At 58.1% G+C, this 17,787-nt stretch carries 13 protein-coding genes; 11 read left to right on the top strand and 2 right to left on the bottom strand.

The features are described from left to right. The first annotated feature begins 194 nt into the window (after positions 1 to 194). The 9 genes from AC2FJ6_RS14090 to AC2FJ6_RS14050 all read left to right on the top strand — a co-directional run bounded on the left by AC2FJ6_RS14090 (position 195) and on the right by AC2FJ6_RS14050 (position 11,225). Positions 195 to 710 carry a ferredoxin-type protein NapF gene (locus tag AC2FJ6_RS14090; protein WP_170773438.1) on the top strand — a complete coding sequence of 172 codons (516 nt, stop codon included), beginning with the start codon at positions 195 to 197 and terminating at the stop codon, positions 708 to 710. Further along, positions 707 to 1,000 (top strand): chaperone NapD, encoded by a 294-nt coding sequence (locus tag AC2FJ6_RS14085; protein WP_170773436.1) that lies wholly within the window; start codon positions 707 to 709, stop codon positions 998 to 1,000. Before AC2FJ6_RS14090 ends, AC2FJ6_RS14085 begins: the two co-directional genes overlap by 4 nt. Next, a complete protein-coding gene (napA, locus tag AC2FJ6_RS14080; protein WP_170773434.1) occupies positions 997 to 3,489 on the top strand; it encodes a nitrate reductase catalytic subunit NapA in 2,493 nt (830 codons plus the stop codon). Before AC2FJ6_RS14085 ends, napA begins: the two co-directional genes overlap by 4 nt. Before the next feature lie 27 nt (positions 3,490 to 3,516). Then, positions 3,517 to 4,335 (top strand): ferredoxin-type protein NapG, encoded by an 819-nt coding sequence (napG, locus tag AC2FJ6_RS14075; protein ID WP_170773432.1) that lies wholly within the window; start codon positions 3,517 to 3,519, stop codon positions 4,333 to 4,335. After that, on the top strand, positions 4,332 to 5,249 hold the full coding sequence (gene napH, locus AC2FJ6_RS14070; protein ID WP_170773430.1) for a quinol dehydrogenase ferredoxin subunit NapH: 918 nt from the start codon (positions 4,332 to 4,334) through the stop codon (positions 5,247 to 5,249). The genes napG and napH overlap by 4 nt, the downstream gene beginning before the upstream one ends. Before the next feature lie 12 nt (positions 5,250 to 5,261). Continuing rightward, positions 5,262 to 5,699, top strand: a complete 438-nt coding sequence (locus tag AC2FJ6_RS14065; RefSeq protein WP_170773428.1) for a nitrate reductase cytochrome c-type subunit — start codon at positions 5,262 to 5,264, stop codon at positions 5,697 to 5,699. A 29-nt stretch (positions 5,700 to 5,728) separates the two neighbouring features. After that, positions 5,729 to 6,430, top strand: a complete 702-nt coding sequence (locus AC2FJ6_RS14060; protein ID WP_170773426.1) for a NapC/NirT family cytochrome c — start codon at positions 5,729 to 5,731, stop codon at positions 6,428 to 6,430. A gap of 13 nt (positions 6,431 to 6,443) precedes the next feature. Next, a complete protein-coding gene (locus AC2FJ6_RS14055; RefSeq protein WP_170773424.1) occupies positions 6,444 to 6,701 on the top strand; it encodes a hypothetical protein in 258 nt (85 codons plus the stop codon). Between the two features lie 501 nt (positions 6,702 to 7,202). Then, a complete protein-coding gene (locus AC2FJ6_RS14050) occupies positions 7,203 to 11,225 on the top strand; it encodes a beta strand repeat-containing protein (protein ID WP_496669365.1) in 4,023 nt (1,340 codons plus the stop codon). Positions 11,226 to 11,279: 54 nt separating this feature from the next. On the opposite strand, the gene AC2FJ6_RS14045 is transcribed toward AC2FJ6_RS14050, so the two are convergent. Together AC2FJ6_RS14045 and AC2FJ6_RS14040 are read right to left on the bottom strand one after the other, a co-directional pair. Then, complete coding sequence (locus AC2FJ6_RS14045) at positions 11,280 to 12,692, bottom strand: RtcB family protein (RefSeq protein WP_496669360.1); 1,413 nt, start codon at positions 12,690 to 12,692, stop codon at positions 11,280 to 11,282. 478 nt (positions 12,693 to 13,170) lie between these two features. Next, complete coding sequence (locus tag AC2FJ6_RS14040; RefSeq protein ID WP_170773418.1) at positions 13,171 to 14,727, bottom strand: vWA domain-containing protein; 1,557 nt, start codon at positions 14,725 to 14,727, stop codon at positions 13,171 to 13,173. Between the two features lie 173 nt (positions 14,728 to 14,900). Between AC2FJ6_RS14040 and rtcR the strand changes: the two genes are divergently transcribed. Beyond that, entirely contained in the window at positions 14,901 to 16,478 is a 1,578-nt protein-coding gene (gene rtcR / locus AC2FJ6_RS14035; protein WP_170773416.1) for an RNA repair transcriptional activator RtcR, read from the top strand. A 153-nt stretch (positions 16,479 to 16,631) separates the two neighbouring features. Beyond that, positions 16,632 to 17,732, top strand: a complete 1,101-nt coding sequence (dctP, locus tag AC2FJ6_RS14030; protein WP_170773413.1) for a TRAP transporter substrate-binding protein DctP — start codon at positions 16,632 to 16,634, stop codon at positions 17,730 to 17,732. Positions 17,733 to 17,787 lie beyond the last annotated feature (55 nt).

The raw sequence follows: 17,787 nt of genomic DNA, 5'->3' as shown, positions 1-17,787 counted from the left end.
TTTGTCAGTCCCGACGCTTGCCGGGCTGTCAGCGCACCTGCAACAATTTGACAAAACAGATTTTTTGCATGCATATTTTTTTAAGTTCCATGCAAAAACTGCCAAGAAATTGATCAATATCAAATCCGGCGCTGAACGAAGCCGTTAATCGGGAATAGCGACGAACAGAATCTAGCAAAGCCAGGTCTTTGAGAATGGGCCAAGTGACTACCCGGCGCGCCTTCCTGAGCGCGAGATTTAACGATGAGGACGGTGTGACAGCCAGACCTCCGGGATCGGTCGGGCCTGACTTTCTGAAGCACTGCACGAAATGCGGCGATTGCGCCTCGGCTTGTCCTGAGGACGTGATTGCAATCGCTGCGGACGGCTTTCCTGTTTTTCAACCCTCAGACAATCCCTGCACTTTTTGCGGTGACTGCGCCAATGCCTGCCCAACCCCTGCTTTGGACATCGACCTTGTGTCCAACTGGCCCTGGCGTGCCGCGCTAAAGCTGGACTCCTGCCTGTCGATGAATGGCGTCAGTTGCCGCCTCTGTCAGGACAATTGCGAAGAAAGCGCGATCCGGTTCTCGCTGCAAACCGGTGGTCGGGCCAAACCGACACTGGATGTGGCAGCCTGCACCGGCTGCGGGCTCTGCCCTACCGTTTGCCCGGCGGATGCCATCTCGCTGGACCACACCCCTCAACCCAAAATGGAAGCTGTGCAATGAACATCTGCGGTTGCCTTGCCCATGTCGCGCCCGACTACGCTACGGCTGCGGCGCAATCCATGAGCGATACACCGGGTGTGGAAATCCACGCCCAGACCGAAGACGGCCGTTTCGTCGTCGTGGTCGAAGATACCCCTGAACGCCTTGCGTCCGAGACCATCATGGATCTGCACCAGATCCCCGGGGTCGTGTCTCTGACGTTGACCTATCACCATTTCGAGGACCTTGCAGAGACCCGCCCGCGTCCCGATGCCCTAAGCCAAACCACCAGCCGGAGGCTCACGCTATGACACATTCTGAATCACGCCGGACATTCCTCAAGGCCACTGCTGCCACAGCCACGGCCTCGGCCGCCGGTATTCCGCTGGCCACAGGCGCGGCCGACGCTCAGGCAGCGACACCGGATATCCGCTGGGACAAGGCCGCGTGCCGGTTCTGCGGAACGGGCTGTTCCGTTCTGGTTGGCACCAAGGAAGGCCGCGTTGTGGCCACTCAGGGCGACCCGGACGCGCCGGTGAACCGCGGCCTGAACTGTATCAAGGGCTATTTCCTGTCCAAGATCATGTATGGCAAAGACCGCCTGACCACTCCGTTGCTGCGCAAGACCAATGGCGAATACGACAAGAATGGCGAGTTCGAACCGGTCAGCTGGGACGAAGCCTTTGATGTCATGGCCGCTAAGTGGAAAGAGGCGCTGGCCAAGAAAGGCCCGACCAGCGTGGGCATGTTCGGCTCGGGTCAGTGGACGGTCTGGGAAGGCTATGCCGCCGCCAAGCTGATGAAAGCGGGCTTCCGCTCCAACAACATCGACCCCAACGCGCGCCATTGTATGGCTTCTGCTGTTGTTGGGTTCATGCGGACCTTCGGCATAGATGAGCCGATGGGCTGCTACGACGATTTCGAGCACGCAGACACATTCGTTCTGTGGGGTTCCAATATGGCCGAAATGCACCCCATCCTGTGGTCGCGCCTGACAGACACGCGTCTGACCAAACCGGGCAGCGAAGTTCATGTTCTGTCAACATTTGAACATCGTTCTTTCGAATTGGCGGACAATGGCATCGTGTTCAACCCACAGACCGATTTGGCGATCCTGAACTACATCGCCAACTACATCATTCAGAATGGCGCGGTGAACGAAGACTTCGTCAAAAAGCACGTAAACATCACCAAGACGGCAACCGATATCGGTTACGGCCTGCGCGACGAAAACCAACTTCAGCAAGACGCGGAAAACCCGAACTCGGGCAAAATGGAACCCATCAGCTTCGAAGAATATGCCAAAGCTGTTGAGCCTTACACTTTGGAATATGTATCTGAACTCTCAGGTGTTCCCGCTGACAAGCTTGAGAAACTTGCGAAACAATATGCGGATCCAAACCGGAAAGTCATGAGCCTTTGGACCATGGGTTTCAACCAGCATACGCGCGGTTCGTGGGTGAACTCGCTGATGTACAACGTCCACCTTTTGGTTGGCAAGATTTCCGAACCCGGCAACTCGCCCTTCTCGCTGACCGGCCAACCATCTGCCTGCGGCACCGCCCGAGAGGTTGGCACATTCGCCCACCGCCTGCCCGCGGACATGGTTGTCGCAAATGACGAGCACCGCGAGATTTGTGAAACCGCATGGAAAATTCCCGAAGGTACAATCCCGCCAAAACCGGGCTTCCACGCTGTTTTACAACACCGAATGCTGAAAGACGGTGTGCTGAACGCGTATTGGGTTCAGTGCAACAACAACATGCAAGCCGCCCCGAATATCAATGAGGAAGGGTATCCCGGTTATCGCAATCCTGAAAACTTCATCACAGTTTCAGATCCCTATCCAACCGTCACCGCAGTTTCAGCTGACCTGATCCTACCAACGGCTATGTGGGTCGAGAAAGAAGGCGCATATGGCAACGCCGAGCGCCGCACTCAGTTCTGGCATCAACAGGTTAAAGCGCCGGGCGAGGCTAAATCCGACCTTTGGCAGCTAATGGAATTCTCGAAACGCTTCACCGTAGAAGAAGTCTGGGGCGAAGAGCTGCTGGCCAAGATGCCAGAGCATCGCGGCAAGACGATGTTCGAGGTTCTGTTCCAGAACGGGAATGTGGACAAATACCCGCTTTCTGAAACTGCCGAAGGTTTCGACAATGACGAAGCACAGCATTTTGGGTTTTACGTGCAGAAAGGATTGTTCGAAGAATACGCCGAATTCGGGCGCGGTCATGGGCACGATCTGGCACCGTTCGAAATGTACCATCAGGCACGCGGTATGCGTTGGCCGGTCGTGGACGGCAAAGAAACGCTTTATCGTTTCCGCGAAGGCTATGACCCCTATGTACCCGAAGGGGCCGACGTGAAATTCTATGGCCACAAGGACGGCAAGGCCAAAATTATCTTCGCGCCTTACGAACCTGCTGCTGAAGAGCCGGACAATGAATACGATTTGTGGCTCTGTACTGGTCGGGTTCTGGAACACTGGCATTCGGGTTCGATGACCCGCCGGGTTCCGGAATTGCACCGCGCCTTCCCGTCAGCTGTTGTTTTCATGCACCCCGACGACGCCCGGGATCGCGGTCTGCGGCGCGGTCAGGAAATTGTTTTGTCCACCCGCAGGGGCGAAGTGACCAGCCGGGTCGAAACCCGCGGGCGCAACAAGGTGCCACGTGGGCTGGTCTTCATGCCTTGGTTTGACGAGCACCAGCTGACTAACAAACTGACGCTGGATGCAACCTGCCCGCTGTCGAAGGAAACCGACTACAAGAAATGCGCCTGTAAGGTCGAGCGCGCATAAGAAACTGGCAAGGCAAAGGTAAGACCCATGTCAGGTGTTGGCTCTCCCCTCTCGCCGCAGCGGCGCCGGTTCCTTCAGGACTCGGCGCGCGCCGCTGGCGGCTGCGTTGCGGCCGGGTCGCTGTTGGCCTGGCTAGCACGCGACGCGCGGGCTTTGCCAGCCGAGGCCTTGCGTCCCCCCGGTGCCTTGCCGGAACAAGACTTCCTGTCCGCCTGTATCCGTTGCGGTCTGTGCGTGCGGGATTGCCCCTATAACACGCTAAAGCTGGCCGAGCTTGGCGTCGATGCCGTCGCCACCGGCACACCCTATTTCACCGCTCGTGACGTGCCATGCGAGATGTGTGACGACATTCCCTGTGTCGCCGCCTGCCCCACCGGGGCGCTGGACCCGTCGCTGGATAACATCGATGACGCCGATATGGGCGTGGCCGTGCTGGTCGATCAGGAAAACTGCTTGAACTTCCTAGGGCTGCGGTGCGACGTCTGCTACCGCGTCTGCCCCGTAATTGACGAGGCGATCACGCTTGAGACCGCGCATAACACCCGTTCGGGACACCATGCGCTGTTCCTCCCTACCGTACACGGCGACCGCTGCACCGGTTGCGGAATGTGCGAGAAAAGCTGCGTTCTACCGGAAGCCGCGATCAAGGTTCTGCCTACCCGGCTGGCACGCGGTAGCAGTGCCGACCACTATCGCAAAGGCTGGGAAGAAAAAGCCGCCAAAGGCGCGCCCGTGGTCGAAGGTATCATCGACCTACCCGACCGCCTGCCCGGACCGGGTACCGATAATCTGGTCACGCCGGGCGGCTTTGCGCCGGGATACAATTTGCCGGGGGCTGGACAATGAGTGCACGCACACATCTCCCCGTCGGCCAAGAGGCAATCGAAGCCAAAGGCTGGTTAGGTGCGCACAAATACCTGTTGCTGCGCCGAGCCTCACAGTTGTTCTTTCTGGTCCTGTTCTTGCTGGGCCCATGGTTCGGCATCTGGATCGTTCAAGGCACGCTGGCCGGGTCGCTGACCCTTGGCGTGTTGCCGCTGACCGACCCATTTGTTCTGCTGCAAAGCGTGGTTGCCGGGCACTGGCCCGAACTGACCGCCCTGATCGGAGGCCTGATTGTTCTGGTCGCCTACGCGCTGATCGGCGGGCGCGTCTATTGCTCCTGGGTCTGCCCGATCAACCCGGTAACCGATGCCGCCCACTGGCTGCACCGCAAGCTGGACCTGCCCAAAGGCTGGCAACCCAAGCGCGGTACGCGGCTGTGGATCTTGGCCACCGTACTGATCGTCTCGGGTCTGACCGGCGTCATCGCATGGGAGTTGATCAACCCGATCACCATGCTGCATCGCGGGCTGATCTTTGGCGCGGGCTTTGTCTGGGCGATGATCGTTGCAATCTTCTTCTTCGACCTGTTCGTGTCTCGCCACGGATGGTGCGGGCACCTGTGCCCGGTCGGAGCATTCTATGGCCTAATCGGCACCAAAGCGATGTTGCGTGTCAGCGCGCCCAATCGCGCAGCCTGTGACGACTGCATGGATTGCTTTGCCGTCTGCCCGGAAAACCACGTCATCTCACCCGCGTTGCGCGGCAAAACCGGCACCACACCGCTGATCCTGTCGCCCGACTGCACGAATTGCGGCCGCTGTATCGATGTTTGCGCGGTTGATGTTTTCAAGTTTACTCACCGGTTCGACGACCACGTCGCCGCACCTTCCGATCCCGTTCCCGCGCCCATTCAGCGCGCAGCCAGACCCACCTAAGGGAGTGCCAAGATGAACAAGCCAATCCTGACCGGCGTCACAGCCCTGATCCCCGTCATACTCCTGAGCGGTTTCGCCCTTGCCCAATCCGCGCAAGTCGAAGCCCTGCGCGGGGCCGAGGTTGATGAACCCGTTCCACTCGATCAGGTCCACCGCACTATCGAAGGACGTATGCAGAGGAATTACCGGCAGCAACCCCCGCTGATCCCGCATTCAATCGAACAATACCAAATCGATCTGCGGACCAACCAATGCCTGTCCTGCCACGACTGGACAAAGGCGGGTGAGCGCAACGCACCCACTTTATCGATGACGCACTATCTGGACCGCGAAGGACGTGAACTGGATCAAATCGCCGGTACTCGGTACTTCTGCAACCAGTGTCATGTCCCACAGGCAGACACGCCGGCGCTTGTCGATAACGTTTTTGAACCTTCTTCCGGAAACTGATCCAACGCTTGACTGAAAGGAGCACCGAAATGGCAGACTCCCCCGAAAAACGCGGCTGGATCGGCCGCATCTGGAATGCGATCTGGACACCGACCGTTCTGTTCAGCTCGGGCTTTCTGGTGCTGGCAGGGTTCCTCGCCGGTATCCTGTTCTGGGGTGGGTTCCACTGGACCCTGGAACTGACCAACACCGAAGAGTTCTGCACCTCGTGCCACACGATGGAAACGAACCTCGGCGAATACCGCGAGACGATCCACTACAACAACCACTCGGGCGTGCGGGCTATATGTTCGGATTGCCACGTGCCGCATGAGTGGAACCACAAGATCAAAGCCAAGATCATGGCGGTCAAGGATGTCTATCACGAGCTGGCCGGCACCATCGGCACGCCCGAGAAATACGAAGAACATCGACTGAGCATGGCCACCGCTGTGTGGAAAAAGATGAAAGCTTCAGACAGTCGTGAATGCCGCAACTGTCACAACTTCGACTATATGGATTTCACCCTTCAGGAAAATCGTGCGGCGTCCGAGCATCAGCGTGCCATCGACACCGGCATGACCTGCATCGACTGCCACCAGGGGATCGCGCACAGCCTGCCACCTGGACATCTGCAGCGATATCAGGAAATCACCGAAGAGCTGGCTGCTGACGCACCGACACCGCTGGGTCAACAGGTGGCGGACGGAAGTGAAGAAATCCGGTCATTCCTGACCAATCGGTCCGAGTAAAAAGGAGGCAGATATGCTGGAACTTCTGGGAACAATCGGAGCCAACATAATCAGCCTGCCCGGTATATTGGGCCTGGCACTGGGTATGATGACCCGCAACCCCTTGCTTGGCGCGGTGATGGGAGGCGTTGTTGGCGTCGCTGAAACGCTAATCTTTGCGCATTGGTCATTCGCCAATTTCGGAACAGGCGAACTGCTTATCGCAGTGGTCGTCGGGATGTGCGCAGGGGCCTTGGGTTCGGCAATTCGCATCAAGGGCGCTACTGTTTGATGTTTTGACAAACAGGTTTGCCGTAGCAAACTTTGCATTTAACAGTTGAAGGCGGTGCTAAATTGGCGCCGCCTTCTCTTTTCGCGCAAAAGTTGCGCTCGACGAAAACGGCCCACAAACATATAAAACATCAAACAATCTGACTCATTTTAGCGGATTATTGAAACACCAGGGCACATAGATACTTCAAAAATTGGTGTCCATTGGGGTGCAACAAGGTTCGGTTTTTGCACAAACGCGCTGAATTTTTATTTCAACGTTTTCCGACGCTTGTTGACCAGAAGATTCGATGGGCATCTTGAAGTCGCAATACGAAGACCGCTGTTGCAAAATTGCAATCTGACAAAATTTTCCAACTAAACACTTTCCACCATTTACGCCCCCAACTCGCTTTGGCTACTAATGTTAACATATCGTTAACGAGTTCATCTTTGGGGGTATGCAATGAATAGTTGCGCAAAGCAGCACACGCCGGCACGTGTGGCAAGAGGCGGTCGTGTTGTGAAGTGGAAGGGCCGGGTGGCCAGTGTCGCGCCTTCGGTATTCCTGGCCTCGATAGCGGTAAGCGCTTGCGCAACTGTTGCTTCTGCGGATGTTGTCATTTCTGCACCGCAGACGACCCCGGCGGACTTTCTCATCGACGAGGACATAACGATCACCGAAACCGGGGCTGTTAATCTGACCGCGGATTCTGGCCCCGCCGTGCAGATCAACACCGATTACACCAGCGTCTTTACCAATGACGGAACGATCTCGGGCCCCGCCCCCGGAGAACAACTTGGGTTCGGCCTGGAGCTAAACGGAGATCTGGGTGAAACCGGACAGGTTATCAACAACGGGTCGATCGACATTGATATCGACGCCAATGGGTCCGCACTTGGCCTTGGTGTCCTGTTTGACGACGATCTTGCCGGAACATATCAGAACAACGGGACAATCGACGTCAATGTCAGCAGCGACAATGCCGTCGCATTGGCGATTGGAACTGTGGTCGACGGTGTTGCTCAATCAACGGCGACGATCAAAAACAACGGGGACATACTGGTACAGTCCTCGTCGGTTCCGACTGAAAACGTGGCTGCGGCCGGGTTTCTGTTCGTGAACCCCGCCGAAACAGACATCGACAATGCCGGTACGATCCAAGTCACAGCCCAGACGGGCGAACAGGCCTCGGCCTTCGGCTTTCAGTTTGAAGGAAGCCTGAACGGCAATCTGACCAACTCGGGCACGATCAGCGCTACGGCCACGGACGGGGTGGACGATGTCTATGCCATCGGGGTTCAGGTGATCACCGATGTAAACGGCGACATCAACAACACCGGCACTATCTCAGTTCTGGCCAATGGTTCAGCGGATGACGCGATTGCCTGGGGTATCCATGTCGAAGGCGACCAGAACGGTGCCCTGATCAACTCGGGCACCATCGTCGCAACGGCGCAAACGACCTCGGGCAGCGCTGATGGCGCGGCTGTCTATGTTGAGGGCAACACGGTTGGCAACATCACCAACAGCGGGACGATTGATGCACGCGGCACCGGGACGGCATCTGCCAGCGGAGCGGCTTATTATCTAGGCGGCGATTTCGACGGCGATTTCGAAAACTCGGGCACCATTCTGCTGGCCTCTGACTCCACCGCGTCCGAGGCAGAGACTTTTGGCCTGTTTGTCAGCGGACAAATGGACGGTGATTTCACCAATGGTGGCACGATCACCATAAGCGCCACGGGTAGTTCGGCCGAAGCCCGGGCCCTGACGATCAATGGCGGCTTGATCGGGGAAATTCGCAACACTGGCACGCTTATGATCCAGGTCAACGCTTCCTCCGAGGGATCTGGCACCGGCTTTTACATCCGCAACGGGCTGACCGGGAATTTCGCCAACACCGGCACGCTTCAGATCAATGTGACAAGCGATACCTCCGAGGCAACGGCCTCTGGCCTGCGCGTCTTTGGTGGAATGGACGGTGACATCATCAATGACGGCACAATCACAGTCGAAGCCGAGGGCGATTTCTCGGCCTTTGCGGCGGCTGCCGATATCCGCAACACCCTGACCGGATCAATTACCAACACTGGCACTCTGCGTATTCAGGCCGAAGCGTTTTCGACCGCAACTGCCGGGGGCTATACGATCACTAACGGGATGGTTGGCAGTTTCAGCAACAGCGGTACCCTAATGGTGTCGGCCATTGGCAGCACGAACGAGGCCCGCGCCTTCGGCCTGCGCGCCTTTGGCGGGGTCGATGGGGACATCACGAACTCTGGCACGATTGCCGCTCAAACCAGTGCGGCGCAAACATCGGTGGCTACAGGCTTTATTGTCGGCGGGCCGTTTGACGGTAACTTCCTGAACACCCAGACAATTACGGCAATGGCCGAAGCCAGCACCGGGTCGGCCCGCGCCCATGCCCTGGACATCACTAGCACCTCGACAGGACAGATCGAAAACAGTGGCACACTGAACGTGCGGGCCGAAGGATCGACCAACGCCTTTGCATCCGCCATCGACATCAGCGGCGGCTTGAATGGCGACTTTGTCAATTCCGGCACCGTCCGCGCCGAAGCGGACAATCTGTCCGGTGGCTCCTCGGCCTCTGCTTTCGGGGCGTTTATTGCCAACGGCATGACCGGAAATATTGAAAACTCGGGCACGCTTACTGTTGAAACCAACGGACAAACTCTGGGTGTCGCTGCCGGGGTTTTCGTGACCAATAATGGGTTGGACGGAGATTTCACCAACTCAGGCACAATCATGGCCCATGGATCAGCCGAAACCGGCGACGGTCGCGCCTTTGGTCTGCTTGTGAATGGCGGCATTGATGGCGTGCTGACCAACAACGGCACCCTGATTGCCGAAGCCTCGGCCCTTTCTTCGGCCCGTGCAACTGGCATTGTCGCGAATGGTGGACTGACGGGAAGTTTTGCCAATTCGGGTACGATCTCGACCACGGCGATTTCAGAAACCGATGAAGCGCTGTCGCAGGGTATTTTCACGGGCAACAGCAGCGATGCAGCCGCAAGTAATACCGGCAATGTCTCTGCGTCTGCCACCGGCGCATTGGGTGCAACGGCGCAGGCGTTGTCTCTGGGTGGGGTCTACAATGACGCAGTCACCAACTCGGGCCAGTTGACGGCAGTCGCCGCTATTGCAAACGGAACCGGTGATGCCGACGCCAGTGGTGTGTTTATTGCCGATTTGCAGGGCACATTCGCCAATACTGGCGTGATCAATGTCGCTGCTTCGGGCGGCGACACGTCCGAGGCCTTTGGTCTGAACATCCAGAATTTCGACGGCGAGATTACCGAGGTTGGCTCTATCTCGGCGCGTTCGGACACAGATGATGCCTATGCCATCTTCTTGGGCTCGGGAACCGGGACGCTGAATCTGGACACTCAGGACAATGTCGACGGCTTAATCCGTGTTCAGGATCATCAGGTCAATCTGTTCGCCCAAGGCGGCAGTTCGGTGTTCTTTTTCGAAGATGCCGCGCCAGGAACAGGGGATTTCAACACGATTATCTCGGACGGCCGGTCGGGATGGTTCGTGCAGGATGAAGGTGGCCCGGCACCGGTCTATGCCGCTGTCGATCCGGCCGAAATTCTGACATCGGCCGATATCGTAGCCTATTACGGCACTCTCATCGGCAGCTCGAACGGCGCGCTGCGCTATGAGGCTGCACAGGTCACACGCAATGCCGAAACCGGCAATGTCTCGGGCCTGAGCATTGGTGGCTTCCGTCCTTATGTGCATCTCGACGCGGCCTCACGCCGGTTCGAGAATGTGCCGGGCATTGATACGGATGTCACGGCGATCAACGGTAGCGTCGGCTTTTCGGGACAGTTGGACAATGGCACTGCGCTTGCCTTTGGGCTGGGCGTGTTCCGCACGGATGGCGACACCGACACCACCGATTTTGACACGGACGGCTTCTATATCGACGCCTCGATCGGACGTCAGATCGGCGCCTATACGGTCGAGGCCGGGCTGGGCTATGGCTGGCTGTCCACCGACCGCACGCGCGAGATTTCAGGCAGCGCTGATGCGGATGCCGATTTCGACAGCACCTTGCTGACGGTCTACGCCGGTGTCGAGCGGGATTTCGAGACCACAGGCACCATCGGCCTGACCGGTTTTGGCGACCTCCGCTATACCCGGCAAGAGGATGACAGCTACACCGAAACCGGCTCATCCGCGAACGCGACCGTGGACGACGCCACAACTGACGTGATTGAGGTCCGTTTGGGTGTCGAAGCCTCCAAGGCTCTGAACACAGGCGGCGTGTTGGTCGGTCAGCTTTCCGGCGTTGTCCGGCAGGGCCTGGGCGACTCGGATGCGGATGTCACTGTCTTTGGCTCAACCCAAAGCCTCAGCTTTGCGGCCACCGACTTCTCGGGCGCGAGTGTTCTGATTGGATATGAACATGAGTTCATCCCAAACATGCAGTTCGAGGCCAACGCCTCGCAAGAGGTTGGCAGCGATGCACAGGGACCGAATTTCCTTGCGGGCATTCGCTGGTCGTTCTGAAAAACCGATCTTAAAGAACAAGGGCCGAAGTGGTTGAACACTTCGGCCCTTGCTTTAGCGGCGGCCTTTCTTCCTGTTCATCCAGAAAGGCGGCACATCACCTGCCATGATACAGCCGTAGGGGTCGATATAGTCCTCGATCTCGGCCAGATCATAGGATTTGATCTGCGCCACAACACTGTCCGCGCTTTTATAGCTGGACGGCAGTTCCGAGGCGTCCACACCACCGGCATGGAAGCGAATATCCAGACCTTCGGTTTCCGCCTTCAGCATCTCATCCGGCGTAACCGACCCCATCCGGCGCTTATGTTCGGAACGCGAGAAATTCCGCCCCGCCCCATGTGGGCTGAAGCCCAGACCGTGACCTGCATCCTTGCCGCGCACGACCAGCACCGGCTCGGACATGTTCAGCGGGATCAGGGTCAGCCCGGTCGCGTCCGCGGCATAGTCACCCCACGCCGGGGTTGCGCCCTTGCCGTGATAGAACAGATCGCCCCGTTTGAAGACGAAGTTATGTTCGTTCCAATACCGGTCCCCGACATCGCCCACTCGCGCGGCCTCAACCGTTGCCTGATGGATCGCGTTGTGGTTGGCCTTGGTCCATTTGCGGATCAGTTGCAGGGCATCCCAATAGTCGCGCCCTTCCTGCGTGTCAGCCGGAATCCAGGAGTTTTGCTTCGGCGTACCCGGCGACAGCTCCTTGCGGAAGCGATGCGCGACGGTCATGCCGTTCTTATACAGAACAGCCCCCGGCCCGCGCGAACCGTGATGGGTCACAATCGCCGTCCGCCCGGTTTTGCGCGACCGGCCGACAAACAGGAAATGGTTCCCGTCGCCTTGCGTCCCCATATGCTCTTGCGCCATACGCAGCGATTTCGGGTTGTCGAGAAACGGATTTTCACGGAACGCATCCAGCAGTTTCAGCGAGGTTGTGAAGCGCTTGCCCTGCGGCCGACCGCCCGGTCCGAAATGGGTCACTGACTGCGCCGCATCCAGCACGGCCTTTGGGTCAGCATTCCCCAGATCGGTGATCATGACCGAGCAGCAAATGTCGGCCGAATGCATCCCCGGATGGATCGCATTGCGCGCCGCCGCGACGCCGCCAACCGGGATCGTGCCGATCGGACCGGCCGGACAGGCATCGGGCATAATCGCCCCGGCCTCAATCGTCGGGGTCCGCATTAGCGCGATCATCGTTTCGCGGACTTTCTCGACGTTGTCCTCCTCATCCGGATCGCTGGCGTCGACATTTTCGTGAAACGGCACCTCACCGGGCGCGCGCAGATCCAGCGTAGGCGGAGTCGGAAGGATCTCACCCTCCAGCTCCTGCCGGATGCGCACCAGGCCAAAGCCTTCGGCCCGCATCTCATTCGCGCGCGCCAACAGGACGGGGAATTGCTTGCCAGGGCGATGCCCCCAGTCTTTCAGGTGTTCGCCCGTTACGGGATCAAATGTGTTTTCCATCATCATATTCACTCAAATTCAGGCCCCGGCGACAAGTGGGGAAGAAACAGTTCGGGAGGCCCGCCCCGCATCTGAATGGGCAGATGCGTTTGCCGTCTGGGCGCCGGCACGGAGGGGAGTTGAACCCGCTCGACCTGTCCCTGAGGTGCCATGTAGTTCCTTCGGCATTCGCCGGGGGTGTCCTTTCGTTTTGGGTCTCGACGACAAGAGTTTGGTGAAACGCCCTGCTCTACCCAACTGAGCTACCGTCCGTCCCCCGTGGGGCTCGGCCGAGCGGGATTCGAACCCGCGACCTGGAGATTAACAATCTGTAGTTCCACCGGCATTCGCCGAGACATGTCCTTTCGTTCGGGTCAGGCAGACAAGGGGTGATGAGACCACGCCCTGGTCAGGGCGCGGATCGGTAACAGCGATGTAGTCCCACCGGCATTCTGCCTGATGTTGTTCTGATGGCCGGGGCAGCGCACTGCCCGAGCCTTGTTTATACATCGATCTTTTCGATCTCAGCGACCCAATGATCCGGGCCGGTTTGACCGCTGGCAAATGCCGCGATCTGGTCAAAGACCGCATCCGAGAACCCGCCGACATTCAACACATCGGCACGCGTCTGCGCCTGAGTGGTCCCGTATGGGGCGATGTCAATGCAGACCAGCTTGGCCTGCGGATTGCGACGCTTGATCACCTCCCACTCCTTCAACATCGCTGTGCCCTGACCACCATTCCGGGCATCCACCCACGACTGGTTGTCAGACACGAACACCACCAGATCCGGTGCGCGGCCGCGCTTGTTCAGCCAGGCCAGTGGCGCGGAACAGTTCGTCCCGCCACCGGCCAGTGCGGCCAGACGCTCGGCATTGGTCAGGATCGTGTCGCGCGGTTCCAGACGCACATCACGCACATCGAAATCGAACGGCAACACCTGACACCCGCGGTTCACCCGCTGGAAGGACGCTGCTACCAGCGCAGCCACATCCACGTGCCGCACGGCCGAGGTTGCCCCCGGACGATACCCGGTCACGGACCACGTCATCGAACCCGACACGTCCGGGCATACAACCACCTGCCCCGCAACCTGCGGCACGTTCTGCGCGGCGATCTCCATCGCGTCGTGCAGAGCGTCCACGATCGAGCGTGGCATATCCGGCACCACGTTTTGCGCAGCCACCATTAACTGGTACGGAAAGGCCCGTGCCTTGGCGATGGCTTTTGGGTCGCGCAGCAAAGCAGCTACGTGATCCACGTTGCGGGCCACGTCGAAAACGCCGTGACGCTGGAATGTATTCAGGTTCTGCCGCACCATCTGCCACGAGCCCTTGCGCGCAATCCGCGCCCATTGGACCTGCGTCAGCTCCAGTTGCGTCAGCATCTGGAACGGCACGTCCGGCACCGGACCCTTGCCGGTTTCCCGAAACGCGATCCAATCCCTCAGGGCCTGCGGCAGCCGTGCCAGATTGCACGGCCGCCCGACGATCCAGGCAAACAGCGCCTCCCGCTCGGCCGAGGCCGGTTTCGGGTGCACCATCTTGATCACGTCCGCCAAAGACGGGTCATTCCCGATATTGGCATTCAGCAGCGCCCGGTCAGAGGCGGTGTTCAACCAGGTCTGGACCATCGCTTTCGGTGCCGACCCCAGAGACTTACGCCCCGTTTGACCCGACCGGATAACCTGCACGAACGTGCGCAGCATCTTGCCGTTATCGACCACACGGGCGAAAGCCGCCCGAAACAGGACCGGATCACGCCGGGCCAAAACAGCCAACAAGACAGCAGGCATGTCCTTCATGTACCCCGACTGGCGGGCATAGATCGCAGCCTGCGCCAGGTACTTTGGCTCGACGGCCTCAGCCACATCCAGAACGTATTCCAGTTCTTCCTGCGGCGACTGATAGAACATGCCGCCAAACGTTCCCGTCACGGCGACCTGCGCCAGAGCATGGGCATCGGAATATGCAAAAGCCGGCGCGCCATGGGCGTTCTTCGCAGTTGCTTTCGGCAGCAACCGGCCTTTCAACGATGCAAACACGGATTTGTTCGCCATTTTCCTATCCTCGTTTTGTCTTGAGGATGTTTTCTCATGGTCCAGCCAAAGCGCAGAGAAAAAAGTGAAAATAGTATAAGCTGTTATTTATAATATAGTAATCGGCGATTTGCGATACGCGTAAACTCGCGATATTATACTTTTGTATCTTATATTATAGAATTGGATATATCGTGAAGAATGTGGTCATCGGGTTTCTTGGCACGCAGCTGGATATGGGCAAAAAACGGCGCTGGAAGCCGACGCCCAGCCTGACATCGCATGATCATTTTCCTGTGCATCGGCTCGAATTGTTGCACGACCGCAAGTTCAACCGGCTCGCCCATCAGGTCAAACATGAGATCGCCGAGATATCGCCCGAGACCGAGGTCTTGCTGCAACAGATGGACCTGAATGACCCCTGGGACTTCCAAGAGGTCTACGGCAAGCTGTTTGACTTTGCTCGCGCCTATGGCTTTGACGAAGATCGCGAGCAGTATCATGTGCACCTGACCACCGGGACGCATGTGGCGCAAATCTGCTGGTTCCTACTGACAGAAAGTCGCCATGTCCCGGCGCGGCTGATCCAAACCGGCCCGCCCGGCCCGGAGGATCCAACCCCGAAATTCGATGTCATTGACTTGGACCTGAGCCGATACAATGCCCTTCAGCAACGGTTCGACCAGCTTTCGCGTGAATATAGCGATCAGTTAAAAGGCGGGATCGAAACACGAAACGCGCAATATAACACCTTGATCGACCGGATTGAGTTGGTTGCGAGCAATTCCGACGATCCGATCCTGCTGCTGGGTGAGACCGGGACCGGCAAGACGGAATTGGCTCAGCGGATTTACAACCTCAAACTGGATCGGCGCAGGGTCAAGGGACGACTAGTCCATGTCAATTGTGCCACGCTCAACGGCCCCGATGCGCTGGCCACCCTGTTCGGCCAGCGACGCAGCTATCTGGGGCAGGCCGGGACCGAACGTGGCGGGCTGCTGCGTGAAGCAGATGGCGGCGTCCTGTTTCTGGACGAAGTTGATGAATTAGGCTGGTCCGAGCAATCCATCTTGCTCAGCGCGATCGAGACCGGACGGTTTTACCCACTTGGATCGGATCACGAGGTGTCCAGCCGGTTTCAGGTCATCGCAGGTGCCAGCCACGATCTGCGCGCGTTGACGGCCGAGGGACGTTTTCGCCCTGACTTGCTTGCCCGCCTGAGCATGTGGAACTTCAGATTGCCCGCCCTGCGCGACCGGCGTGAGGATATCGAGGCCAACCTTCACTATGAACTCGCACGGTCGGAGCGCAGCCTGGGCATTCAGGTCGGCTTCAACATCGACGCGCGCGAGAAGTTCATACAGTTCGCCACCAACCCATCGACCCATTGGCCGGGCAATTTCCGCGACTTCAGCGGATTGGTGAAACGCCTCTGCACACTGGCCCCGCGGGGCCGGATCACCCGAACAATGGTCGAGGATGAGACAGCCGCGCTGCTACAAGATTGGGCATCCTCGACCTCAGACAGCGACCAGACGCTGGTGCGCGGTATTTTGGGATCAGCCACGCGTGACATTGATCCTTTCGACCTGGTGCAATTGGCGAATGTCATCCGAACATGTCAACGCACGCCCAATCTCAGCGCGGCGGGTCGGGCGTTGTTTTCGGTCTCACGGGAAAAGCGCAGCACGCAGAACGATGCGGATAGGCTGCGGAAATACCTGCAGAAATTCAACCTCGACTGGCACAAACTAACCGTCCCCAGCCAATAGTCAGCCAGTATTTTTTCGTTGGAGCAATCACGGAACGGTGAGAGATTTCTAAATTGGAAAAAAAATATTACCAATTCCTAAAGTCTCCTCTATGCTCTCTAGCTATCAGCATGTTTTCTGCGAAAGCATGGTGATGATCTATGGGAGGATCAAATGACCAATAAACTGATTACACGCCGCAGCGCGTTTCGCACCCTTGCCGGTGCCGGGGCGGCAACTTTGGCTGCACCGCATATCGCCACCGCAGCAGGTGAGACCACCACTTGGAAGATCCAGACATCCTGGCCCGGCGGAATCGGGTTGCAGACCTTTAAGGACTGGTGCGCCACGATCGAAGAAAAAACCGGCGGTGAGCTGGCCTTCCAGGCCTTTGGTGCCAATGACGTGGTTGGGGATTTCCAATTGGCAGATGCGGTGAAAAATGGCGTGCTTGATGCCATCAACCCGTTCACCATCTACTATCAGGGCATCATTCCCGCCGCAGTGTTCCTCAGCTCGTACCCGCTGGGTCTGCGCCAACCGCATGAATACGACACGTTCTACTATGGCCTGGGCGGGATCGATATCGCGCGCGAGCTGCTAGGCCGTCAGGGTCTGCACTTTGTCGGACCGGTGCATCACGGGCCGAACATCATCCACTCGAAAGTTCCAATCCGGTCGGTTGACGACTTCGCGGGCCGTAAAATGCGCCTGCCGGGCGGTATGGTGGCCGAGGTATTCTCGGAGTTGGGCGCTGAAACAACCGTTCTGCCGGGCTCGGAAATCTTCCCGGCGCTGGAAAAAGGCACTATCGACGTGGCAGACTTTGTGGGTCCGGCCGTGAACCACGCCTTGGGCTTCAGTCAGGTGACGGACTATATTGTGATGGGTCCTCCGGGCTTCATGTCGGTCTATCAGCCGGTCGACATCATGGACATCACCGTGGGCAAGGCCGCATGGGACAAACTGAGCCCGCAGATGCAGGAATTCGTGGAAATGGAAACTCACGTCTATTCCGATCTGCATCACGCCGCCATTCAGGCCGCCGATCAGGAAGCCTGGAAAAAGTTCGAAGCAGAAGGCACCGAAATCACACGCTTGTCTCAGGACGATGTCGAGCTGATGACCGAAGTCGCCGTGCCAATCTGGTTCAAATATGCCAACCGCGACAAAGACGCGGCGCGTGTCTTCAAGATCCAACTTGACTACATGATGTCGGGTTCCTTGGGCTATGTGACGCCTGAAATGATCGAAGGCTATACACTGGACCTGTAATCCGCTGAAGCCTAATCAAAAGTCCGCGCGAATTTCGCGCGGACGTGCCTTTTCT

Source organism: Ruegeria sp. CDSA089, from assembly GCF_059612205.1.
Note: the sequence above shows the minus strand (reverse complement) of the source record. Positions and strands in the feature narration are given on the sequence as shown.

Bases quoted from the DNA above. Each gene is read 5' to 3' on its own strand.
- AC2FJ6_RS14090 (WP_170773438.1), top strand. From the start codon at position 195: ATGGGCCAAGTGACTACCCGGCGCGCCTTCCTGAGCGCGAGATTTAAC.
- AC2FJ6_RS14085 (WP_170773436.1), top strand. From the start codon at position 707: ATGAACATCTGCGGTTGCCTTGCCCATGTCGCGCCCGACTACGCTACG.
- napA (WP_170773434.1), top strand. From the start codon at position 997: ATGACACATTCTGAATCACGCCGGACATTCCTCAAGGCCACTGCTGCC.
- napG (WP_170773432.1), top strand. From the start codon at position 3,517: ATGTCAGGTGTTGGCTCTCCCCTCTCGCCGCAGCGGCGCCGGTTCCTT.
- napH (WP_170773430.1), top strand. From the start codon at position 4,332: ATGAGTGCACGCACACATCTCCCCGTCGGCCAAGAGGCAATCGAAGCC.
- AC2FJ6_RS14065 (WP_170773428.1), top strand. From the start codon at position 5,262: ATGAACAAGCCAATCCTGACCGGCGTCACAGCCCTGATCCCCGTCATA.
- AC2FJ6_RS14060 (WP_170773426.1), top strand. From the start codon at position 5,729: ATGGCAGACTCCCCCGAAAAACGCGGCTGGATCGGCCGCATCTGGAAT.
- AC2FJ6_RS14055 (WP_170773424.1), top strand. From the start codon at position 6,444: ATGCTGGAACTTCTGGGAACAATCGGAGCCAACATAATCAGCCTGCCC.
- AC2FJ6_RS14045 (WP_496669360.1), bottom strand. From the start codon at position 12,692: ATGATGGAAAACACATTTGATCCCGTAACGGGCGAACACCTGAAAGAC.
- AC2FJ6_RS14040 (WP_170773418.1), bottom strand. From the start codon at position 14,727: ATGGCGAACAAATCCGTGTTTGCATCGTTGAAAGGCCGGTTGCTGCCG.
- dctP (WP_170773413.1), top strand. From the start codon at position 16,632: ATGACCAATAAACTGATTACACGCCGCAGCGCGTTTCGCACCCTTGCC.